This is a genomic window from Segniliparus sp., assembly GCF_051660745.1.
In the GTDB taxonomy this organism is placed as follows: Bacteria; Actinomycetota; Actinomycetes; order Mycobacteriales; family Mycobacteriaceae; genus Segniliparus.
This window is the reverse complement of the sequence record NZ_JBOFQF010000035.1, coordinates 49626-71564: the sequence shown is the minus strand read 5'-3', so window position 1 is coordinate 71564 and position 21939 is coordinate 49626. Positions and strand designations below refer to the sequence as shown.

General features: G+C 69.8%; 13 protein-coding genes. 7 read left to right on the top strand and 6 right to left on the bottom strand.

Features of this window, described 5'->3' with window-relative positions; translation table 11 throughout:
* The first annotated feature begins 139 nt into the window (after nucleotides 1-139).
* From ACRC20_RS11880 to ACRC20_RS11860, 5 genes are all read left to right on the top strand, one after another.
* The gene (locus ACRC20_RS11880; RefSeq protein ID WP_438686582.1) at nucleotides 140-1186 is read left to right on the top strand and encodes a cutinase family protein; all 1047 of its coding nucleotides are present in this window, start codon (nucleotides 140-142) and stop codon (nucleotides 1184-1186) included.
* A 66-nt stretch (nucleotides 1187-1252) separates the two neighbouring features.
* Nucleotides 1253-2260: a TIGR03621 family F420-dependent LLM class oxidoreductase gene (locus ACRC20_RS11875; protein WP_438686581.1), complete on the top strand. Its 1008-nt coding sequence runs from the start codon at nucleotides 1253-1255 to the stop codon at nucleotides 2258-2260.
* Between the two features lie 256 nt (nucleotides 2261-2516).
* Nucleotides 2517-4445, top strand: a complete 1929-nt coding sequence (gene fadD32, locus ACRC20_RS11870) for a long-chain-fatty-acid--AMP ligase FadD32 (protein WP_438686580.1) — start codon at nucleotides 2517-2519, stop codon at nucleotides 4443-4445.
* A gap of 46 nt (nucleotides 4446-4491) precedes the next feature.
* Nucleotides 4492-9912 carry a polyketide synthase Pks13 gene (pks13, locus tag ACRC20_RS11865; protein WP_438686579.1) on the top strand — a complete coding sequence of 1807 codons (5421 nt, stop codon included), beginning with the start codon at nucleotides 4492-4494 and terminating at the stop codon, nucleotides 9910-9912.
* 34 nt (nucleotides 9913-9946) lie between these two features.
* The gene (locus ACRC20_RS11860) at nucleotides 9947-11533 is read left to right on the top strand and encodes an acyl-CoA carboxylase subunit beta (protein ID WP_438686578.1); all 1587 of its coding nucleotides are present in this window, start codon (nucleotides 9947-9949) and stop codon (nucleotides 11531-11533) included.
* Nucleotides 11534-11542: 9 nt separating this feature from the next.
* On the opposite strand, the gene ACRC20_RS11855 is transcribed toward ACRC20_RS11860, so the two are convergent.
* Nucleotides 11543-13294 carry a hypothetical protein gene (locus tag ACRC20_RS11855; RefSeq protein WP_438686577.1) on the bottom strand — a complete coding sequence of 584 codons (1752 nt, stop codon included), beginning with the start codon at nucleotides 13292-13294 and terminating at the stop codon, nucleotides 11543-11545.
* A 143-nt stretch (nucleotides 13295-13437) separates the two neighbouring features.
* Here ACRC20_RS11855 and ACRC20_RS11850 point away from each other — a divergent pair, with 143 nt between their 5' ends.
* Nucleotides 13438-13905 (top strand): DUF4334 domain-containing protein, encoded by a 468-nt coding sequence (locus ACRC20_RS11850; protein ID WP_438686576.1) that lies wholly within the window; start codon nucleotides 13438-13440, stop codon nucleotides 13903-13905.
* A gap of 13 nt (nucleotides 13906-13918) precedes the next feature.
* On the opposite strand, the gene ACRC20_RS11845 is transcribed toward ACRC20_RS11850, so the two are convergent.
* The 4 genes from ACRC20_RS11845 to ACRC20_RS11830 are packed head-to-tail and all read right to left on the bottom strand — an operon-like array spanning nucleotide 13919 to nucleotide 18207.
* Complete coding sequence (locus ACRC20_RS11845) at nucleotides 13919-14836, bottom strand: D-alanyl-D-alanine carboxypeptidase family protein (protein ID WP_438686575.1); 918 nt, start codon at nucleotides 14834-14836, stop codon at nucleotides 13919-13921.
* 59 nt (nucleotides 14837-14895) lie between these two features.
* Nucleotides 14896-16515 (bottom strand): ABC transporter permease, encoded by a 1620-nt coding sequence (locus ACRC20_RS11840; RefSeq protein ID WP_438686574.1) that lies wholly within the window; start codon nucleotides 16513-16515, stop codon nucleotides 14896-14898.
* A complete protein-coding gene (locus ACRC20_RS11835; RefSeq protein WP_438686573.1) occupies nucleotides 16512-17492 on the bottom strand; it encodes an ABC transporter ATP-binding protein in 981 nt (326 codons plus the stop codon). Before ACRC20_RS11835 ends, ACRC20_RS11840 begins: the two co-directional genes overlap by 4 nt.
* Complete coding sequence (locus ACRC20_RS11830; RefSeq protein ID WP_438686572.1) at nucleotides 17476-18207, bottom strand: TetR family transcriptional regulator; 732 nt, start codon at nucleotides 18205-18207, stop codon at nucleotides 17476-17478. The genes ACRC20_RS11835 and ACRC20_RS11830 overlap by 17 nt, the downstream gene beginning before the upstream one ends.
* A gap of 92 nt (nucleotides 18208-18299) precedes the next feature.
* On the opposite strand from ACRC20_RS11830, the gene ACRC20_RS11825 reads away from it, so the two are divergent.
* Nucleotides 18300-21365, top strand: a complete 3066-nt coding sequence (locus tag ACRC20_RS11825; protein WP_438686571.1) for a bifunctional [glutamine synthetase] adenylyltransferase/[glutamine synthetase]-adenylyl-L-tyrosine phosphorylase — start codon at nucleotides 18300-18302, stop codon at nucleotides 21363-21365.
* On the opposite strand, the gene ACRC20_RS11820 is transcribed toward ACRC20_RS11825, so the two are convergent.
* Complete coding sequence (locus ACRC20_RS11820) at nucleotides 21362-21937, bottom strand: TetR family transcriptional regulator (protein WP_438686570.1); 576 nt, start codon at nucleotides 21935-21937, stop codon at nucleotides 21362-21364. The two genes, ACRC20_RS11825 and ACRC20_RS11820, sit on opposite strands and share 4 nt — an antisense overlap.
* Nucleotides 21938-21939: the final 2 nt, after the last annotated feature.

Here is a 21939-nt window from a genome sequence, read left to right as displayed (position 1 = left end):
CCGGAAGTCTATCCCTGCGCGAGGGAAAACACCAGAGTCGATCTTGCGGCCCGGCGGCGGCCCCGCGAGCGGCTCGGGCCGCCGCCGCGCGCCTCGTTCGTTTAGCTTGTTCACAGCACGATCCAGTAGGGTCGAGGCCATGGTGAAGAATTCTCGCGAGAGAAAATCTGGCTCGGGATGGCTGAACAAAGCCCTCGTGGGCGCTGCCGCGTTCTTGGTGGTGCTCGGCCTCGTGTTCGGCGGCGTCCTGTGGTGGCAGGGCCGAGGCGGGCACCTGCCGTCGTTGCCGACGGAGGAGGCGGCGAAACCGCCGCAGCCGCCGAAGGGGCAGGGCGCGCAATGCCCGGACGTGCGCCTGTTCGCGGTCGGCGGGACGCATGAGTCCAAGGAGAGCGACGACCCGTTCAACCCCACGACGACGGCGATCCCGGACATGCCCGCGATGCTCTGGGCGATCACCCAGCCGATCAACGAGCAGTACAACAAAGAGGGCTCGGACAAGAAGGCGGACGCGTACACCCTCCCGTACAACGCGGGGTTCAAAGTGCTGGTCAGCAACAATCCCAACGAGAAATCGTTCGACCAGTCCGTCGCGCAGGGCGTCCAGGCCCTGGAGGACGTGCTCAAGCGGACCGCGTCCGAATGCCCGGCGACGAAGTACTTCGTGGTCGGCTACTCGCAGGGGGCCGTGGTCGTCGGCGACGTCGCGAACGTCATCGGGAACGACGACAAGGCCGTCGTCCCCGCCGACCGGATCCTGGGCATGGTGCTGCTCTCCGACGGGCGCAGGCAGCCCGGCGTCGGGCAGGACGTCGGGACCAAGGTGAACGGCATCGGCGTCGAGGTCGCGCTCAAGGACTCCCCGTTCTTGCCGCTAGTCAGCGCGTTCGGCGGGTTCACGATGCAGGGCCCGAGGGAAGGCGGGTTCGGCAAGCTGCAGGACGAGGTCTTCGAGATCTGCGGGACCGGGGACCAGATCTGCGACCAGGACCCGAACATCGCCAAGGACGCGGGGGCGCAAGCCGCGCTGCCCGGCCAGCTCCTCGGCGCGAGCGGGCACCATCTCGAAGTGCACACCAGCTACGGCACGACCACGTATTGGAAGTCGGACGAAGGCAAGCCCGCCGTGGACTGGATTAAGGACAAAGCACTGAGCCTCATCGCGTCAGCGCCGAACACCCACTAGACTGGCGCGCCGATACAGCCTGTCGTCGGCTGAGACGTCAGCGCCGCAGAAGCCAGGAGAAGACCTATGACCACGCCCGAAGGCCTCAAGCCGTTCAAGTTCGCCGCCGCCATCGAGGGCAACCAGCACGAAGGCGGCGTGCGCAAACTGATCAAGAACGCGCAGCTCGCCGAGGAGTACGGCTACGACGGCGTGGTCGTCCCCGACCACCTCGGCAACCAGGCGGGCCCGTTCGCCGCGCTCGGCGCGCTCGCCGCGTCGACGACGAAGCTCCGCCTCGGCACCTCGGTCCTCGCGAACCCGCTGCGCCACCCCGTCGTGGTCGCGAAGGAGTCCACCACGGTGGACGTGCTCTCCGGCGGGCGGTTCGAGCTCGGGATCGGCGCGGGCTGGATCAAGAGCGAGTTCGACCAGGCCGGGATCGAGTTCCTGTCCGGCCCCGAGCGCCTCGCGCAGCTCGAAGAGTCGCTCATCATCCTCGACGGCCTGCTGCGGGGACAAGAGGTCCACTTCAAGGGCAAGTACTACCAGGTGGACGGCATCAAGGGCACCCCGAGGCCCCGGCAGGGCCCGCGCCCGCCGATCGCCGTCGGCGGCGGCGGCCCGAAGATCCTGCGCCTCGCAGCGAAATACGCGGACACCGTCTCCGTCGCCACCCGCTCCACCCCCGGCGGCAAGATGCTCATGTCCGACTTCACCCTTGAGGCGACGCAGCGCCGGGTGGAGATCGTCAAGGAGGCCGCAGGCGAGCGGTTCAAGGACATCACGCTCAACTGGGCGCTCGCGGCCGTGGTCCTCACCGACGACCGGGAGTCCATCGCCGACATGGCCATCGCGATGCTCGAACAGGGCGAGGCCGACAAGAACCAGGACTTCGCGGACAAGATCGAGGTGGACCGGCCGCTCACCAAGGAGGAGTTCTTGAACTCCCCGTACCTCGCGATCGGCACCGCCGAGGAGATCGCCGACCAGCTCCGCAAGACCCGCGCCGAGACCGGGCTGTCCTTCGCCGGGGTGTTCCCGACGCAGATGGAGGCGTTCTCGCCGGTGGTCGAGATCCTCAAGGGCGAGTGAGGCCGACTCGCCCCCAGGGCGCGCCTTCGCGCCGATTCGCGGGGCGGACGAGGTAGGATGCCTACGGCTGCGTCGGTTTGTAGAGGCCTTGAACTGCGTGTTTTGTTCCTTTCTAAGAAAGGACTAAGATCGGTCGGCGTACACTCGGGCCGAGAGCAGCTGGAAGCATGCGCGCCCGTCACCGCGGAGCGACCGGTCGCCGAGACCGCAGATGCGTCACGACGGCACAAGACTGCACACGGAATAAGGAGACAGCGTGATCAGAGAATGGCATGAAGTTCTGAACGAGCGCGGCAACATCCATCTGCCGGACGACGCTCAGATCCAGGACTTCATCGACTGGACCTTGGAGCGCGCGGGCGAAAACGTCGCTTACCGTTACATGAACTACTCGCACGACAAAGAGGGCGAGGCGGAGGAGATCCTCTGGAAAGAGGTCGGAGTCCGGGTCAAGGCCATCGCCGCGCGGTTGCAGCAGGTCGCCGATGTCGGAGACCGGGTCGCCATCCTCGCCCCGCAGGGCATCGACTACGTGCTCGGCTTCTTCGCCGCGGGCTACGCGGGCCAGATCGCGGTCCCCCTCTTCGACCCGGAGGAGCCCGGCCTCGGCCAGCGGCTGCACCTCATCATGGGCGACTGCCACCCCCGGACGATCCTGACCACCACCGCCGCCGCCGGACGCGCCCGCGACCTCTTCAAAGACGTCCCGGCGAACAAGCGGCCCCGGATCATCGCCATCGACGCGGTGCCGGACGCCGTCGGCGACATGTACAGCCGGATCCGGCTCAACGCGGACGACATCGCCTACTTGCAGTACACCTCCGGCTCGACCCGCACCCCGGCCGGTGTGGAGATCAGCTACCGGGCCGTGATGACCAACGTGGTGCAGATGATCGACTCGATCGAGCTCATGCCGAACATGCGGGCCATCACCTGGCTGCCGATGTTCCACGACATGGGTCTCTTGCATATCATCATCCCCGCTTTCTCGGGCCAGGGCATCACGATCATGAGCCCGAGGGCCTTCGTGCAGCGCCCCGGCCGGTGGATCAAGCTGCTCGGCGACGACGGCACCGGCGCGAAGACCTTCGCGTCCGCGCCGAACTTCGCCTTCGAGCACGCGGCCACCCGAGGCCTGCCGAGGGAGGGCGAGCACCTCGACTTGTCCAACGTCATCGGCCTCATCAACGGCTCCGAGCCGGTGCAGGTCTCGTCGATGCGCAAGTTCTACAACGCCTTCGCCCCGTACGGCCTGCCGAAGGAGGCCATCAAGCCGTCCTACGGGATGGCCGAGGCCACGCTCTTCGTGTCCACCACCCCCTTCGACAACGAGGCGCGGGTCATCTACGTCGACCGGGAGGCGCTCGGCGACGGCCGGATCGTGAAGGTGCCGCACACGGCCCCCGGCGCGGTCCCGCAGGTGTCCAGCGGCAAGGTGGCGCACAGCGAATGGGCGGTCATCGTGGACCCGGAGACCGGGAACGAGCAAGACGACCTGACCACCGGCGAGATCTGGCTGCACGGCGAGAACATCGGCCGGGGCTACTGGAACCGGGAGCAGGAGTCCAAGGAGACCTTCCACAACCTGCTCGGCAAGCGTTTGGCCGAGGGCAGCCACGCCGAAGGGACCGACGAGGACGCGAAGTGGATGCGCACCGGCGACTACGGGGTGTACATCGACAACGAGCTGTACATCACGGGCCGGATCAAGGACATGGTCATCGTGGACGGGCGCAACCACTACCCGCAGGACATCGAGCACACCGCGTACACGGCCAACCCCGCGCTGCGCACCGGCTACGTCGCGGCCTTCTCGGTCCCGGCCAACGAGCTGCCCGAAATCGTCTTCCAGGACACCCGCTCGGGCATCGCCTTCGACAAGGACGACCGCTCCGAGCAGCTGGTCATCGTCGCCGAGCGCGCGGCGGGCCACCACAAGGACGATCTGCAGCCGATCCTCGACTCGGTGCGCGCGGCCGTCGCGCTGCACCACGGGGTCACCGCGCGGGACATCCTGCTGGTCCCCGCGGGTTCGGTGCCCCGGACCTCGAGCGGGAAGATCGCCCACCGCGCGGCGCGCAAGGAATACCTCGACGGGCTCCTTCGCCGGGGCAGCCGGCAGGTGAGCTTCCCCGACGCCGACGCGACTTCGGGGAACGTCCCCGAGCAGGTCGCGTCGTCCTGAGCGCGCCCCTTTGCGCGTTTCTTAGAGTTTTATTAGAGTTGGTGACATGAGCGAGAATCAAAACGTCGAGGTCGACCCAGCCCTGCTGGCTGCCTTGAACGAACGGCCCGACCCGTCGAAGCACGTCAGGCCGGATATCAGCGAGGTCGAGCTCAAGCTCTGGCTGCGCGAATGGGTTTCAGGGGCGACGAAGCTCCCGCTCGACCAGGTCACCGAGGACCGGCCGATGGAGGAGTTCGGGCTTTCCTCCCGCGACGCGGTGGCCTTGTCCGGCGACATCGAGGACAAGACCAATGTGAAGCTGACCGCGACGGTCGCCTTCATGCACCCGACCATCGCCACGCTCGCCGAGTACATCATCAACGGTCCGCCGCCGGAGGCCGAGTACGACGACTCCGCCGCTTACCAGCGCGGCGGCCTCTCGGACTGGCTCGACGTCGCCGTCGTCGGCGTCTCGACCCGCTTCCCCGGCGGGGCGAGCAGCCCGGCCGAGATGTGGGACCTGCTCCTCGAAGGGCGCGACGCGACGAGCGAGCGCCCCGAGGACCGGTGGGACGAGTTCACCTCGGAGCCCCGGATCGCCGACATGCTCTCGAAGATCCCGACCAGGGGCGGCTACCTCGACGACGTGAAGTCCTTCGACTGCGAGTTCTTCTCGATCTCGCCGACCGAGGCCGTCATGATCGACCCGCAGCAGCGCCTCGCGATGGAGCTGACCTGGGAGGCGCTGGAGAACGCCCGCATCCCCGCGAGCGAGCTGAAGGGCAAGGACGTCGGGGTCTTCCTCGGCTCCTCCACCAACGACTACACCTTCGTCGTGCTCGCCGACCCGTCCAAGACGCACCCGTACGCCATCACCGGCACCGCGACCTCCGTCATCGCCGGGCGCGTCTCGTACTACTTCGACTTCCACGGGCCCGCGATCTCCCTCGACACCGCGTGCTCCTCCGCGCTGGTCGCGGTGCACCAGGCGGTGCGGTCCCTGCGCTCGGGCGAGTCCTCCGTCGCCATCGCGGGCGGCGTGAACATGCTGCTGACCCCGCTCGTCCACGTCGGCTTCGGCGCCCTGCCGGGCGCGCTCGCCCCGGACGGCAAGATCAAGCCGTTCTCGTCGGACTCCAACGGCTTCAACCGCTCCGAGGGCGGCGGCGTGCTCGTCCTCAAGCGCCTCGCCGACGCGAAGCGGGACGGCGACCAGATCCTCGCGGTGATCTCGGGGACCGCGGTGAACTCCGACGGGCGCTCCAACGGCCTGATCGCCCCGAACCCCATCGCGCAGGCCGATGTGATCCGAGCGGCCTACCGGGACGCGGGCGTGCACCCGAAGGACGTCGACTACGTCGAGGCGCACGGCACTGGGACGCCGATCGGCGACCCGATCGAGGCCGAGGGCCTCAACAGCTCGGTCTCGTCGCGGCATACGGACGAGCAGCCGCTGCTCATGGGCTCGGCCAAGTCCAACTTCGGCCACCTGGAGTCCGCCGCGGGCGCGGTCGGCCTCATCAAGACGGTGCTGGCGCTGAAGAACGGCAAGATCCCGCCCCAGATCAACTTCGCGGGCCCGAGCCCGTACATCCCCTTCGACTACTACCACCAGAAGGTCGTCACCGAGCCGACGGAATGGCCCCGGTACTCGGGCCACGCCATCGCGGGCGTGTCCGGCTTCGGCTTCAGCGGCACGAACGCGCACGTCGTGCTGCGCGAAGTGCTGCCGAAGGACCTCGGGGTCGAGGAGAAGCAGCCGGAGGCTCCCGCCGAGGACGAGGCGCAGGTCTCGGAAGAGGCACAGGCCGAGGCTCCGGCGGCAGAGGCTCCTGTCGAGCCCAAGCCCGCCGAGGCCCCCGCACGCGGCCCGCTCAAGCAGGTGCCGCTGGTCGTCTCCGCATTCGTCCCGTCCCGCCGCCGCAAGGCCGCCCAGGACCTCGCGGACTGGCTCGAGGCGCAGGACCCGGAGACGCTCGACCTCGAAGCGGTCGGACGCTCCCTCGCCAAGCGCAACCACGCCCGCGCCCGCGCGGTGGTGCTCGCGTCCACGGCGGCGGAGGCCGTCAAGGGCCTGCGCGCGATCGCGGACGGCAAGTCGGCCCTGCCCCCGTCCCCGGACGGCAGCGGCCCGCTGGTCTTCAGCGCCGACCAGCCCGCGCCGCTCGGCCCCGCATGGGTGGTCTCCGGATTCGGAGCCCAGCACCGCAAGATGGCCAAGCAGCTGTACCAGGAGAACCCGGTCTTCCACAAGGCGATCGACGAGGTCAGCGAGCTGATCGAGTTCGAGTACGGCGAGTCCGTGGTCGAGATGATCACGAACGACGAGATCGACTACTCGGTCGGCACCGCCCAGATCGGCATCTTCGCGGTCCAGATCGGCCTCGCGGCCCTGTTGCGCCACCACGGCGCCGAGCCAACCGCGATCATCGGCCACTCCATGGCCGAGGCCACCTGCGCCTACCTCACCGGCGGCCTCTCGCTTGAGCAGGCGGTCCGCGTCATCAGCGCCCGTGCGCGCCTGATGGGCGAGGGCGAGCGGATGCTCGGCGGCGACAACTACGCGGGCGTGCAGATCATCTGGCCGATGGCGCTGGTGGAATACAGCGCCGAGGACGTGAAGGACCTGGTCGCCGAGTTCCCGGAGATCGAGATCTGCGTCTACGCCGCGCCGACCCACACCGTGATCGGCGGCCCCCAGGCGCAGGTCGAGGCCGTGGTGGCGAAGGCGGAGGCCGCGGGCAAGCTCGCCAGGCTCCTGCCGACCCGTGGCTCGAGCCACTGCTCGCAGATGGACCCGCTCCTCGGCGAGCTGTCCGCCGAGCTCTCCGACCTCGAGCCGAACCCGCTCAAGGTCGGGTTCTACTCCTCGGTGATCGCGGACTCCTACTTCCCGCCGGGCTCCGGCCCGATCCACGGCACGGACTACTGGATCACGAACCTGCGCCACGCGGTCTGGTTCGCCCAGGCTGTGCGCAAGGCCGTCGACGCGGGCCACACCGTGTTCCTGGAGATCGCGCCGAACCCGGTGAGCCTCGTGCCGGTCGCCGCGACCACGTTCGCGGCGGGCGTGCACGACGCGACCCTGCTGCACACGCTCAAGCGCAAGGAGGACGAGAGCGCGAGCATTGTCTCCGCGCTGGTCCAGCTGTGGGTGCACGGCAGCAGCATCGACGTGTTCTCCCTGTTCGGCCCCGGCGATTACGTCGACGTGCCGCTCACCGCGTGGCAGCGCAAGCGGCTGTGGGTGGACGCCAAGATCAGCTCCTCGGGCTCCGCGATCGCGCCGGGCGCGCACGTGCTGCTCCCGGACGGCCGCCACGCCTGGGAGGTCCAGGCGCCTGCGGTCAACGACGTGCAGGAGCTCGTGACGCTGGCGGCGAAGGCCGTCTTCCCCGAGTCCTCGGTGACGGCGCTCAACCAGATCGCCCCCATCCCGACCGGCGAGCCGGACGTGCTGCTCACCACGATCCTCACGCCGCACCTCGGCGGAGCCTCGGTGCGGGTGCAGCGCCAAGGCAGCTTCGAGCTGCTGGTGGAGGCAATCATCAGTGACTCGGCGGACGCGGCTTGGGCTGGCCCGCCCGCCGGCGGCGGAGGCACGGCACAGATCAGGGTGCTCGACAACGCCGCCGCGCAGCACGAGGCGGCGAAGACGCAGTTCGACCTCGGCGGATCGGTCGGCCAAGCCGCCGAGCTCTACGACGCGATTCCCGCCGTCGGCGGGCTGGGCTTCGAGGACCGCTGGGACCCAAGCGGCGACGAGACCCTCTCGCACCGCTTGCGGACCATCATCTCGGGCGCCATGGGCTTCGAGGCGGAGGACCTGCCGCTGGAGGTCCCGCTCATCGAGCTCGGGCTGGACTCGCTCTCGGCCCTTCGGATCAAGCACCGCGTCGAGTACGACTTCGACATCCCGCCGATCCAGCTCCAGGCGGTGCGCAACGCGAACGCCCAGGACGTGGAGACCTACGTGCAGTACGCTGTGGACAACCGCGAAGTGGTCTCCGAGATCTACGAGCAGCAGCAGAAGGGCAACCTCGAGCCCGACGACATCGACCTCACCAACGACCCGATCGGGCAGATCAAGGCGCAGCTGGCGACCCCGGGCCAAGAGGACTTCGCGCCGACCCGCCAGACGGTGCGCGAGTACATCGCGCACCTGAAGACGCAGAAGGGCGAGCCGGTCCCGGAGAACCTCTTCGACGACGCCCCCGCGCAGGCCGAGGCGCCTGCCGAGCCTGTGGCAGAGGTCGAGGCCGCCGCTCCTGCGGAGCCGGTCGCGCAGGCCGAGCTTGTCGTTCCCGCCGAGCCGGTTCCCCCGGCGGACTCCGGGCCTGCTGTCGACCTCAACAGCCAGCGCGCAGTCGCCGAGGCGGCTGGTGCGGACGTCCCGCCGCGCGACGCGGCAGAGCGGCTCACCTTCGCGGCGTGGATCTCGGTCACGGGCAAGTCCCCCGGCGGGGTGTTCAACACCTTGCCGGTCCCGGACGAGGAGACCGCCGAGAAGCTCGCCACGCGTCTCTCGGAGCGCGCCAAGGGCGAGGTCACGGTGGACGACGTCTTCGACTGCGAGAACATCGAGCAGCTCGCGAACATCGTCCGCGTGCCGCTCGAAGGCGGCAACGTCGGCCCGGTGCGCACCTTGCGGGCGCGGGCGGAGGAGACGAACGGCGTCCCGCTCTTCCTCTTCCACCCGGCAGGCGGGTCCACCATCGTGTACGAGCCGCTCGGCAAGAAGCTGCCCGTGACCACGCCGATCTTCGGTTTGGAGCGCTTCGAGGCGCAGACCCTCGAGGAGCGCGCCGCGTACTACGTGCCGCTGCTCAGGGAGATCCAGGGCGACGGGCCGTACGTGATCGGCGGCTGGTCCTTCGGCGGCTTCCTCGCCTTCGCCGTGGCGGTGGAGCTCAAGAAGCAGGGCGCCGACGTGCGCCTCGTGGCGCTCATCGACGCCGTGCTGCCCTCGGAGCTTCCGCCGGACACCCCGGAGGAGCGCCGCGCCGCGATCGACCGGTTCTACAAGTTCGCCAAGCGCAACTACGGCGTGCAAGCGGATATCGCCCCGCCGTACGAGAAGCTCGAGAACGCGTCCGAAGAGGAGCAGGTCAAGCTCGTGCTCGACATGATGAAGCTCGCGGGCGTGCAGATCCCGGGCGGCATGATCGAGCACCAGCGCGCCTCCTACCTCGACAACCGGGCCATGGCCCGTGGCCAGATGGTCGAGTACGACGGCCCCGTGGTGCTGTACCGCTCCGAGCGGATGCACGACGGCGCCATCGAGCTGGAGCCAAGGTACGCGCATGTCGAGCACCATGGCGGCTGGGGCCCGTATGTGAAGAACCTCGACATCGTGCAGTGCACCGGCGACCACATCGGTATGGTGGACGAGCCGGTGGTCAGCGTGGTCGGAGCGGACTTGTCCCGTCGCCTCTTGGCGATCGAGGCCACGGTGTTGGCTAAGAATACGGTGTTGTCCCAGTAAGAGGGCTGACCCCGAAGTAGATGGAGTAGACCGTATGAGCGCACCTGCAGTGGAGATCTCCGAGGGCAAGCTGGCCACGACCGCCGAGAAGGTCGCGGACCTTCGGCGCAGGCTGGAGTTGGCGAAAGAGCCCGGCTCGCCGAGGGCGATCGCCAAGCGGGACGCGAAAGGCCTGGCGAGCCCCCGGCAGCGGATCGACGCGCTGCTCGACCCCGGCACCTTCGTCGAGATCGGCGCGCTCTGCAAGGACCCCAACGACCCGGCGAGCCCGTACGGCGACGGCGTGGTGGTCGGGCACGGCCTCATCGACTCGCGTCCGGTGGCCGTTTACGCGCACGACGTGACCGTCCAGGGCGGCAGCGTCGGCGAGATGTTCGGGCGCAAGGTGCTCAAGGCGCTGGAGTGGGCCGCGAAGATGGGCTGCCCGGTCATCGGCATCAACGACTCCGGCGGCGCGCGGGTGCAGGACGCGGTGACCTCGCTGTCCTGGTACGCGAAGATGGCGGGCTACGCCGAGTACCTCGCGGGCATCGTGGCGCACGTGTCGCTGATCTTCGGCAAGTGCGCGGGCGGCGCGGTGTACGGCCCGATCAACACCGACCTCGTGGTCGCGGTGCGCGACCAGGGCTACATGTTCGTCACCGGCCCCGAGGTCATCAAGGCCGCGACCGGCGAAGAGACCACGATGGAGGAGCTCGGCAGCGCCGAGAACCAGGCCCGGTACGGCAACGTGCACCACGTCGCGGACAGCGAGGCGGACGCGTTCGCCTACGTGCGCAGCTTCCTCTCCTTCCTGCCGTCGAGCACGTACGAGAAGGCCCCGCTCATCAACCCCGGCCTCGAGCCCGAGATCACCGACACGGACCTCGAGCTCGACACGATCATCCCGGACGACGCGAACGCGCCGTACGACATGCACGAGATCATCCTGCGGATCTTCGACGACGGCGACTTCCTCGAACTGTACGAGCAGGAAGCCCCGAACATCATCACCGGCTTCGCGCGGGTGGACGGCAAGCCGGTCGGGGTGATCGCGAACCAGCCGAACTTCATGTCCGGCGTCCTCGACATCCACTCCGGCGAGAAGGCGACGCGGTTCATCCGCATCTGCTACGTCTTCGGGCTGCCGCTGGTGTTCCTCGTGGACACCCCGGGCCTCCTGCCGGGCGTTGACGAGGAGAAGAACGGCACCATCCGCCGCTCCGGGCGCATGTTCTTCGCGTACGTCGAGGCGCAGGTCCCGAAGGTCACCATCGTGGTCCGCAAGGCATACGGCGGCGCGTACGCGGTGATGGGCTGCAAGCAGCTCGGCGCGGACCTCAACTTCGCGTGGCCGACTGCCAAGATCGCCGTGCTCGGCGCCGAGCCCGCCATCGACCTCATCCGCCACGCGGAGATCGAGGCCGCGGGCGAGAAGGGCCCGGAGCTGCGCAAGAACTACATCGACTTCTACAACGACTACATCGCCACGCCGTACATCGCGGCCGAGCGCGGCTACATCGACGCGCTCATCGAGCCGCACGACACCCGGCTCCTGCTGCGCGGGGCGCTGCGCCAGCTGCAGGACAAGCAGACCCTGCACATCCCGAGGCCTGACGGGGCTTACCCCTTCGCTATCTAGCTCCTGGGTCTACTTCGGCCAGACCGTGCCGATCGGTCCTGCGCCGAGGCAGAGCGAGAGGCCGGGGTCGAGCGGGCGGAGCATGATGGTCCGCCCGCCCCCGTCGAGCCGGACGAAGACGGTGTGCAACCCGCCGGACACTGGGACGCGTTGCGCGTGGCCGGTGGGCAGTCGGACCTCCACAACGCCGTCGGCCGAGGCGAAGTAGTTCAACTGCGCCGTCCATTCCCAGCTCAAGAGAGACCCGTTGAGCGGGACCTGGGCGTCGTCGCCGGGGTCGATCCGATAGCCGCAGCCAGGGGCAGGGCCTTGCTCGACCGCGCGCGAGTAGTCGACCTTGCCGGGGACGAGGCGGCCTTGGTCGTCGAGGAAGCGCAAGACCGGGGTCGAGGAGGCGAACGGCGGACGTTCGCGCACAGCGGCGAACACGTGGCTCATGAGATTGTCGGGGTAGCTCAGCCAGCTCAGCACCCCGTAGGGGACCGGCTGGTCGAGCAGGGGGGTGGCGCGGTCCTGCGCGAGCTCCCGCCTGGCCGTGTCGAGGTAGGCCTGTGTCGGGTTGTCCGCCCAGGCCTGCGCGAACGTCGTGGTCGAGACCAGGCTGGCGCAGCAGGCGCCCGCAACGAGGGCGAACGCCGGACGTTGCCCTCGGACCCGGCGAGAGCGCCGAGCGGCGCGGACCACGAGCGCGAGCGCCGCGACGAGCGCCACCGCGCAGTCGGCGATATAGCGCAGCGACAATCCCAACGGGATCTGCGGGTCGAGGCTGGTCCGCCAGAGCAGCATCGTCGCCTCGCAGACCGCCGTGTACCCGAGGAACATGAGCCACACCCGGCCTGCGCGGGGCGTGCGCAGCCAGGAGCGCGCGACGAACAGCGCCGCGCCCGCTGTCGCGGCGACGGCGAGCGCGGCAGGCGGGTGCGCCAACGCCGAGCCGGGAGGCTGCCGGGACCAGAACAACGGGCCGCCGAACACCGCAGGTGCGAGGCCTTGCGTGTTCGTCCGCCAGAGCGCGGAGAGCGCGACCTGCGGCGAGGGCAGGCTTGCTCGGGGCGGCGCGGCCGAGAAGTACAGCGCTGCCCAGACTGCCACGACGAGCGCATATCCCGGCCACAGCCATCGGGCGCGCCAGAGCACGGCCTGCGCCGGGCGGCGATGGCCGGTCACAGAGAGCGAGAGCATCGCGATCGCCGTGGCGGCGAAGGGGATGACCAGCGCCTTCTCGAAGAACAACAGGGCGAGGACGAAGCCGAGCAGCGCGCTGGCGCCGTGCCAGGCCCGTCTCGTGCGCATCCGGGCGAGCAGCAGCGTCTCGCCTGCGGCCCAGGCCAGCCCGGCGTGCAGGGGGAGCGCGTTGAGCGCGGCAGACCACCACGCGAACGAAGGCAGGGAGAGCGGTGTGAAGACATACCAGGCGAAGAGCGCGAGCGTCATGGGCCGCCAGCCGAGGATCAGCCGCAGCAGGCGCAGCACGGCGAGCGAGGCGAGGGCTTGGAGCAGCAGCAGCTCGGCGAGCGGGAGGCCCCAGCGCAGCGGCGCGAGCCGCGTGGTCGCCCCGGCGACGAGGAACGCGGCGGGCATGAAATGCCCGTCGTGGTGTTGCAACAGGAAATCGCCAGACCAGAGCGGGCCCATGCCCGAACGTCCGGCGAGCACGAGGTCGTCCCAGTAGAAACCGCCCCGCCAGGCGACCTGTCCGCGCACGGCGAGCTGGGCGGCGAGGAGCAGCGCGGCGAGCGCGAGCAGATTTCTGCGCTTCATCGGACCTCTTGCATCGTGGAGCAACAATACGAGCTCGGGCTGGGCCCGAGGAGACGAGCCGCGTTACGAAAGTGAGACAAGACACTTTGCTGCAAAGAGGGTACGGTAAGTCATACAACGTAAGCGCGAAGGCAGGAGACGCCATGGATTTCGAAAAAGCCCAGATCCGCTTCCAGGAGCTTCGCGAGCAGGCTGACGATGTGTCGACCGAGGAGCTCGACGAGATTTGGGCCGCCCTGCCGACGGTGCGGCCAGAAGAGATCCTCGGGCAGTGGAAAGGCGATGTCTTCAACACCGAGCATCCGCTGAACGACCAACTCCGGCTCATCAAATGGCATGGGAAGACTTTCGTGTCGACGAAGGACGCCAAACCCCTGATCTGTCGGGACGAGAACGGGAAGCTGTACTCGAACACCGCGCTGGGCAAAGGCGAGGCCAGCCTGTGGATGGTGGAGTTCCGGGGCGAGGCGACCGCGACCATGGTGTACGACGGCCAGCCGATCTTCGACCACTTCAAGAAGGTCGACGAGAACACGCTCTTCGGCGTCATGAACGGCAAGCACATCCACGACGAGGGGCCGTTCGTCTACTTCGTCCTCGACCGCGAGTGAGCCCGCCGAGCGCCTAGAGCTGGCCGACGCTTTCGCCCTCCGGCAACGAGAAGCCCCAGTCCAAAAGCGATTGGGCTTGGTCCCAGTAGGTGGGGTTGCCGGGGGTGTTCAGCCCGTACATCATCGAGACGACCAACCGGCGCCCGTCCCGCTCTGCGGCCCCGACGAAGGTTTTCTTGGCGGCGTTGGTGAACCCGGTCTTGCCGCCGAGCGCGCCGGGGTAGAGGGAGAGAAGCTCGTCCTGGTTGTGGATCTCGTTCTCGCCGGAGTCGCCGGGGAACATCGCGGACGGCTCGGCGGTGATCTCCGCGAAGAGCGGGCGGGCCAGCGCCTCGCGGAAGATGATCGCGAGGTCGTGCGGGGTGGTGTGCATCTCCATCCCCGGCCAGTCCAGGCCCGAGGGCGAGCCGGTGTGCGTGTCGGTCGCGCCGATCTCCTGCGCTTTCGCGTTCATCTTCGCCACGGCCGCGTCGAACCCGCCGAACGCCTCGGCCAGGGTGTTCGCCGCGTCGTTGCCGGAGACGAGCAGCAGCCCGTCCAGCAGTTGGCGGACGGTGTACTCGCGGCCCGGTTTGACCCCGACGCAGGAGCATTCCGCGAGGTCGTCCTTCGTGGCCGTCACGACGGCGTCCAGCGGCACCTCGTCGATGACGGTGAGGGCGAGGAGCGTCTTGATAGTGCTGGCGGGCGCGTGGAAGGCGTACGGGTTCTTCGCGGCGAGGATCTCGCCGGAGTCCATGTCCGCGACGAGCCACGCCTCGGCGGGGCCGTCCGGCAGCTCGGCCGACTGCGCAGGGCTGCAGGGGCCGCTGTCGCAGGACGCGGCCAACGCCGATGGGCTCGCTTGCGCGCCCGACCAGGGCAGGAGGGCGAAGGACGGGAGGAGGCAGGCCGCAGCCGCGCACAAGCGCTGGAAAGACAGGGATCGCATCGCTGCCAAGCGTATATCCCGCTGTGACCTACGACAAGTCGAAGGGGGGCATATCGCGCTCACCCCGCGCTGTAGTCCCGGCGGCGGAAGACGGCCAGCGCCCCGCCGAACATCGCGGCGGCGATGAGGACGAGCGCGAGCGGCCCGGCGGGCGAGAACGCCGCGGCGGGCAGGTTCGGCACAGCCTCGAACGGCGAGAGCCGGGTGGACCAGCGGGGCAGGCGGAGGAGCGGCCCGAGGACGCTGGCGACAGCGGTGTAGAGCACGAGGAGCCAGGCCGCAGAGGTCCACGAGGCGCGCCAGGCGAACAACAGCGCCGCCAGCGCGATGAACAGCGCCTGCGCGGGCAGATAGCCGAGCGCCGCCAACGGCAGCCGCCACAGCCATCGCGCGTCGCCGGTGACGGCGGCCCCGGAGACCCCCATGCCCGACCCCCAGAGGGCGAGCAGGCCCGCGTCGGCGAGGAGGGTCGCGGCGGCGGGCCCGGCGAGCGACCGCGCCCGGCTCACCGAACCGGCGAGGATCAGCTCGCCGATCCCATCGGCCTGGTCTTTGGCCAGGCGCAGCATCGCCGCGACCGTGTACGCGGCGACAGCGACGCTGCCGAAGCGCAGGAAGGTCGCGAAGAAGGCCGCCGCGAGGTCGTCGCCGCTGATGTGCCCGAAGATGGCGGCGGCTCTCGGATTGTCCCGGAGGGTGGAGCCGAGCGCGTTGGCGAACGACCCCATCGCCAGGCCCATGAGGGCCAGCCCCGTGCCCCAGCCGAGGAACGTGCCGCGCTGCAGCCGCAGCGACAGGGAGAGCACCCCGGCCAGCCTGCGGGAGGCGGTCCGGGGGCCTGTCCGGCCCCGGAGGAAGCCTTGGCCGAAATCTCGCCGCTCGGCGAGCGCGAACGCCGAGGCGAGGGCGACGGCGGCGAGCAGGGCGGGCAACAGCAGCGGCCACAGGCGCAGGCCGACGAAGGCGCGGGTCTGTTGCGGCCAGTTCAGCGGCGAGAACCAGGCGATGGCGCTGCCTTGGGCGTCCTGCAGGTCGCCGACCCCGCTCAGCACGAACGCGACGGCGAGCGCGGCCATGGCGATCCCGGTCGCGACCCTGGAGTGCTCGGCGAGCTGGGCGGCGAGCAGCGCGAGCGCGCCGAAGGCCATGCCGGTGAGCCCGACTCCCGCGCCGAGCGCCGCGCTGTCGAGGACGGGCGACCCGGTGGCCGCGAGGCCGAGCGCGATCGCCGCCGCGACTGCGAGGTTCGCGGTCTTCACCACGCCCCAGGCCGCGGCGAGCGGGGCGAGCCTGCCGATGGCTTTGGAGCGCAGCAGCTCCGCCGGGCCGCTCTCCTCGTCGGCTCGGCTGTGGCGCACCGCGAAAAGGATCGACATGAGGCTCGTGGCGATGAGGAGGGTGCTCGACAGCTGGTTCGCGATCATCGCGCCGATGTCGGTCTGGTCGCCGTCGAAGTGCGGCCCCGTCATGAACACGGCCGCAGGCGTGCGCACGAGCGCCACCCTCGCCGCTCGTGCGGCGACGGTCGGGTACATCGTCGCGTACATCGGCCGGATGTACGCCGCGAGGAGCCCGAGGCTCAGCGCCCACACGAGGATCCGGGTCCGGTCCACGCGCAGGTCCGCCCGGAGCAGCGTCAGTGTGGCGGTGAAGGCGTTGCCTTCGGGCTCGGCGCTCATTCGGCCGCCACCGTTTCGCGCGCAGCCGAGGTCTCGTCGCCGCGGTGCTGGTCCAAACGGTCTTGGTCCAAACGGTCTTGGTCCAAACGGTCTTGGTCCAAACGGTATTGGTCCAAGAAGAGCTCCTCCAGCGACGGCGGCGCGCACGCGATCTGCACGATGTGCGCGGCGGCGAGGGCTTCGAGAGCGTTGTTCACCTGGCCGCTGTCGACCCGGAAGCTCGCCGACAGGCCGTCCTGCCGCAGATCTCGGACTCCGGGGAGGCTGGCCAGTCCCGTGGCGGGGCGCGCGGTCGTGGCGGTCACGACGGTGCTGGTCAAGTGGCGCAGCTCGTCGAGCGTCCCCGAGACGACGGCCCGGCCCGCGCGGATGATGGTGATGGCGTCGGCCAGTTTCTCCACCTCGGCCAGGATGTGGCTGGAGAGCAGCACGGTGGCCCCGCGCTCTTTCGCCTCGCCGACGCATTCCTGGAAGACCTGTTCCATCAACGGGTCGAGCCCGGAGGTCGGCTCGTCGAAGACGAGGAGCGGCGCCTCGCTGGCCAGCGCCGCGACCAAGGCCACCTTCTGCCGGTTGCCCTTGGAGTAGGCCCGGGCTTTCTTGCTCGGGTCCAATTCGAACCGCGCGACGAGCTCGTCGCGCAGGCGGGGGTTCCCGGTGCCGTGGAAATGCAGCAGGAGGTCGATGGCCTGGCCGCCGGTGAGGTTCGGCCACAGGCTCACATCGCCGGGGACGTAGGCGAGCCGGTGGTGCAGGACGACCGCATTGGCCCAAGGGTCGGCGTTGAACAGCCGCACCGAGCCCGAGTCGGCCCGCAGGAGGCCGAGCAGGATGCGGATGGTGGTCGACTTCCCGGCGCCGTTGGGGCCGAGGAAGCCCAGCACCTGGCCGTGCTCGAGGCTCAGGTCGAGGCCGTCCAGCGCGGGCGCGGAGCCGAATTTCTTCCGCAAGCCTTGTATCTCAACCACGGGCGCCATGGCCTGCCTCCTTCTCTGTGTCTTCGTTTTCCGTGTCTTCGTTTTCTTTGTCTTTCGCCAGGAACGCCGCATAGAACGAGGGGTCGGCGATCAGGCCCTCGGTGAACACTTCCAGCGCTGGCAGCGTGATCTCCGAGGCGTAGCGCACCAGCGCGTCGCCGAACCTGCCGTCGCCGAGGTCGCCGTCCGCGTCGAGGGCGGGGCGCATCCGCAGCAGCATCCCGCCGAGGCTCTCGATCGCGAGGTAGCGGGCCCTGGCTTTCGGGTCCCGGCTCGGCCGGATCTGGCCGCTGGCCACGCCCGCTTCGAGGATCTGCTCGGTCTCCAGCGCGAATTTCTCGATGACCTCCTCGGCGAGCGGGCCGCCCTCCGCCAGGGCGCGGAGCAGGTACGCCACCATCGGGGCGTGCTCGCGGACCTGCGCGCTGTGCGCCATAAAAGAATGCGCGAACGTGCCCGAGGCTCCGGTCTGCATCGCGTCGGTCTTCGCCTCCCGGTAGCGCCGAAGCACTTCCTCGTCGCAGGCGGCGCGAAGGCCCGCTTTCGAGCCGAAGTGGTGGATGACCAGGCCGGCGCTCGTCCCGGCGGCTTCCGCGATGGCCCGGACGCTCACGCCGAAGCCATGGCGGCCGACGAGGACGATCGCGGCGTCGCGGATGCGCGCGCGGGCGTTGAGGTCTTCGGCCCGCCCGGCGCGCCCATTCTCTAAACGCATGTTCAATATACTAAACATTTGTTCAGCAAAGCGCAAGCGTGCCGCCTCGCACCGCGCAAGCACCGCAGGGCGGCACGAACTAGGCTGTGGGAGTGCCAGAGCGAACCGGTTTGCCAACGCCTGCTCGTCTGGGCCTTGTCGCCGCCACCGCCCAGGCCGACCTCGCGCGCTTGGGCTGGGCGGGCTCCGACAGCGCAGGGCTGCTCTGGTCCCTTTCGCGGGCGGCGAACCCCGACAGCGCGCTGCGGCTCTTGGGCAGGCTCGCGGACGCCCTCGACGAGACGGAGGGCGAGTCCTGGGCCGAGCTGGGCGAAGCGCTCGTCAAAGACACGACATTGCGCGGCAGGCTGTTCGGCGTGCTCGGGGCCTCGCCCGCGCTGGGGGACCACCTGGTCGCCCACCCGTCGCGCTGGCGGCTGCTGCGCCGGACGGACGGCGTGGACGCGGCGGGCAAGCGCAAGCCGGAGCCGCTGCCGACGCAGGAGGCGCTCGCGGCGGAGCTGTTCGCGATTCTGGACAAACCCGGCCTGGACGCGCACAGCCTCGACGCGCACAGCCTCGACGCGCACAGCCTCGACACGCACAGGGACGAGCGCGTGGTCCAAGCCGAACTGCGCGGCGCGTACCGGGACTGGCAATTGCGGCTCGCGAGCTGGGATTTGGCGGCGACGGTCGAGGACGAGCCGGTCCTGCCGTTCGACGACGTCACCGCGCACCTCTCGGACATGGCGGACGCGACGCTCACCGCCGCGTTGGAGTTCGCGAAGCGCAAGATCGTCCCGCAGGAGGAGCAGGCGCCGAGGATCGCGGTGGTCGCGATGGGCAAGCACGGGGCGAGGGAGCTCAACTACGTGAGCGACGTGGACGTCGTCTTCGTCGCGGAGCCTGCGGGCCAAGTGTCCGACCGGATCGCCAGCGAGCTCATGCGGGTCTGCTCGTATGTGAGCTTCGTCGTGGACGCGGGGCTGCGCCCCGAAGGCAGGCACGGCGCGCTCACCCGCACGCTCGAATCCCACCTGAAGTACTACACGACATGGGCGAAGATGTGGGAGTTCCAGGCTTTGCTCAAGGCGCGCCCCGCCGTTGGGGACCTGGCGCTCGGCGAGCGCTGGTTCGCGGAGATCAACCCGCTCGTGTGGAAGGCTGCCGAGCACGAGGACTTCGTCGACGAGGTCCGCACGATGCGCCGCCGGGTGGAGGAGTCGGTGCCCGAGCCGCTGCGCGACCGCGAGATCAAGCTCGGACGGGGGTCGCTGCGGGACGTCGAGTTCGCCGTGCAGCTCCTCCAGCTCGTCCACGGCGGCTCCGACGAGAGCCTGCGGGTGCGGGCGACGGGCGACGCGCTCGCGGCGCTGGCCGCTGGCGGCTACGTCGGCCGCGACGACGCGGCGAACCTCACCGCCTCCTACGAGTTCCTCCGCCTGCTCGAGCACCGGCTGCAGCTGCGGCGGATGCAGCGCACGCACACCTTGCCCGAGGACTCGGACGAGGAGCAGATGCGGTGGCTCGCCAGGGCGGCGCACCTGCGCCCGGACGGGGAGCACGACGCGCTCGGCGTGCTGCGCGAGACGCTGCGCAAGGAGCGCCACCGGGTGCTGCGCCTGCACAGCAAGTTCTTCTACCAGCCGCTGCTCGACGCGGTGTCGCGCAGGACGACGCTCGGCCTCTCGGAGGAGGGCGCGGTCCGGCAGCTGCGCGCGCTCGGCTATGCCCGGCCCGAGGCCGCGTTCACCCACCTCAAGGCGCTCACGGCGGGGCACCGGCGGGCGAACCAGATCCAGGGGCTCCTGCTGCCGACCCTCCTGGACTGGCTGGGGGAGACCCCGGACCCCGACGCGGGCCTTTTGGCTTACCGGAAGATCTCGGAGGCGTTCGCCGACCACCCGTGGTACCTGCGGACACTGCGGGACGAGACGGCCGCCGCGAAACGGCTCATGCAGGTGCTCGGCTCCTCGGCGTACGTGCCGGAGCTGCTGCTGCGCGCGCCCGAGGTGCTGCGCCTGTACGCGGACTCCGCCGACGGGCCGAGGCTGCTCGAACGCACCCCTGAGCTTGTCGCCACGTCGTTGGTCGCCTCCGCCGCGAAGCACCGGGACGCTGCGGCGGCGATCGCCGCCGCCCGCTCCGTGCGCAGGTACGAGCTCGCCAGGGTCGCCTCGGCGGACCTGCTGGGGCTCTTGCCGCTGCCGGAGATCTGCCGCGCGCTGTCGAGCATCAGGGTCGCCGTGATCGAGGCCGCCCTCGCGGCGGTGACCGGGGCGAGCCTCGAGCCGGGGCAGGAGCCGCCCGCGAAGCTCGCGGTGATCGGCATGGGCAGGCTCGGCGGCGGCGAGCTCGGCTACGGCTCGGACGCGGACCTCATGTTCGTCTGCGAGCCGTGCCCCGGCGAGGACGAGCACCAGGCGCTGAAATGGGCGACCGGGATCGTCGAGCGCCTCCGCTCCGGCCTCGAGGCCCCGAGCCCGGACCCGCCGCTGCACGTGGACGTCGACCTGCGCCCGGAGGGCAAGGGCGGGCCGTTGGTCTCGACCCTCGCCGCCTACGCCAGGTACTACGAGCACCGGGCGCAGCCGTGGGAGGCGCAGGCGCTCCTCCGCGCGCACCAGGTCGCGGGCGACCAGGAGCTCGGCGTGCGGTTCTTGCACCTCATCGACCCGGTGCGCTACCCGCCGGGCGGGATCGGCGAGGAGGCGGAGCGCGAGATCCGGCGGATCAAAGTCCGGGTGGACACCGAGCGCCTGCCGCGCGGCGCGGACCCGAACACGCACACCAAGCTGGGCCGTGGCGGCCTCACGGACGTGGAATGGGCAGTCCAGCTGATCCAGCTGCGCCACGCGGGGTCGAAGCCGTCGCTGCACAACACCTCCACCCTGCAGACGCTCGACGCGATCGAGGCGGAGGGGCTCTTGGCCGCCGAGGACGTCGCGCAGCTGCGCGAGGCGTGGCTCACCGCGACCAATGCCCGCAACGCGTTGGTGCTCGTCAAGGGCAAGCCCGCCGACCAGCTGCCGGGGCCCGGCCCGGTGCTCGCGGCGGTCGCGTATGCGGCTGGCTGGGAGGACTGGGAGGACTCCGGCGCGTTCCTCGACCACTACCTCCGGGTGACCCGCCGCGCGCACAACGTGGTCGTGCGGGTGCTGGAGGGCCAGGCGGGCTAGCGCGGGCGGACGAGCGCCTCGACGGCGGCGACCAGTGCGATGCGATGCGCGGCCAGGCGTTCCGCCGAGAACGGGTCTTCGCTCGCGAGCTCGCGCAGCGCGGGGGACGCGCCCAGCCACGCGGTGGCCAGGCCGAGCACGAGGGCGAGGACGTCCGCCGGGTGCGTGGCCGCCCCTGCCGCGTCTGGCGTGCGGCTCGCGGCGATCGCGGCGACTTTTGCCTGGTAGGACTGTTTCTCGAAGGGCACGGACACCGGGCGCTCCAGCCCGGCCCAGATCGAGAGCCGCAAGTGCTCGGGATGGACGATCATGTAGTCGAACAAAGCTCCCGCGTATCCGGGCAGGTCGGCGGGCGTGAACGGGACAGCCTCGACGAGCAGGGCGATGGAGTGCGCGATCACGGTCTCGAACAGTGTCTCCTTGTTGGTGAAGTACACGTAGATCAAGCGCTTGTTCGCCGAGGCGGCCTCGCTGATGCGGTCGACCCGGGCTCCGGCGAGGCCGTGCTCGGCGAACTCTGCGAGGGCGGCGTCCAACAAACGCTTCTTCGTTGCAGAGGCGTCGGGCGGCATGG

Bases quoted from the DNA above. Each gene is read 5' to 3' on its own strand.
- ACRC20_RS11880 (WP_438686582.1), top strand. From the start codon at position 140: ATGGTGAAGAATTCTCGCGAGAGAAAATCTGGCTCGGGATGGCTGAAC.
- ACRC20_RS11875 (WP_438686581.1), top strand. From the start codon at position 1,253: ATGACCACGCCCGAAGGCCTCAAGCCGTTCAAGTTCGCCGCCGCCATC.
- pks13 (WP_438686579.1), top strand. From the start codon at position 4,492: ATGAGCGAGAATCAAAACGTCGAGGTCGACCCAGCCCTGCTGGCTGCC.
- ACRC20_RS11860 (WP_438686578.1), top strand. From the start codon at position 9,947: ATGAGCGCACCTGCAGTGGAGATCTCCGAGGGCAAGCTGGCCACGACC.
- ACRC20_RS11855 (WP_438686577.1), bottom strand. From the start codon at position 13,294: ATGAAGCGCAGAAATCTGCTCGCGCTCGCCGCGCTGCTCCTCGCCGCC.
- ACRC20_RS11850 (WP_438686576.1), top strand. From the start codon at position 13,438: ATGGATTTCGAAAAAGCCCAGATCCGCTTCCAGGAGCTTCGCGAGCAG.
- ACRC20_RS11845 (WP_438686575.1), bottom strand. From the start codon at position 14,836: ATGCGATCCCTGTCTTTCCAGCGCTTGTGCGCGGCTGCGGCCTGCCTC.
- ACRC20_RS11840 (WP_438686574.1), bottom strand. From the start codon at position 16,515: ATGAGCGCCGAGCCCGAAGGCAACGCCTTCACCGCCACACTGACGCTG.
- ACRC20_RS11835 (WP_438686573.1), bottom strand. From the start codon at position 17,492: ATGGCGCCCGTGGTTGAGATACAAGGCTTGCGGAAGAAATTCGGCTCC.
- ACRC20_RS11830 (WP_438686572.1), bottom strand. From the start codon at position 18,207: ATGCGTTTAGAGAATGGGCGCGCCGGGCGGGCCGAAGACCTCAACGCC.
- ACRC20_RS11820 (WP_438686570.1), bottom strand. From the start codon at position 21,937: ATGCCGCCCGACGCCTCTGCAACGAAGAAGCGTTTGTTGGACGCCGCC.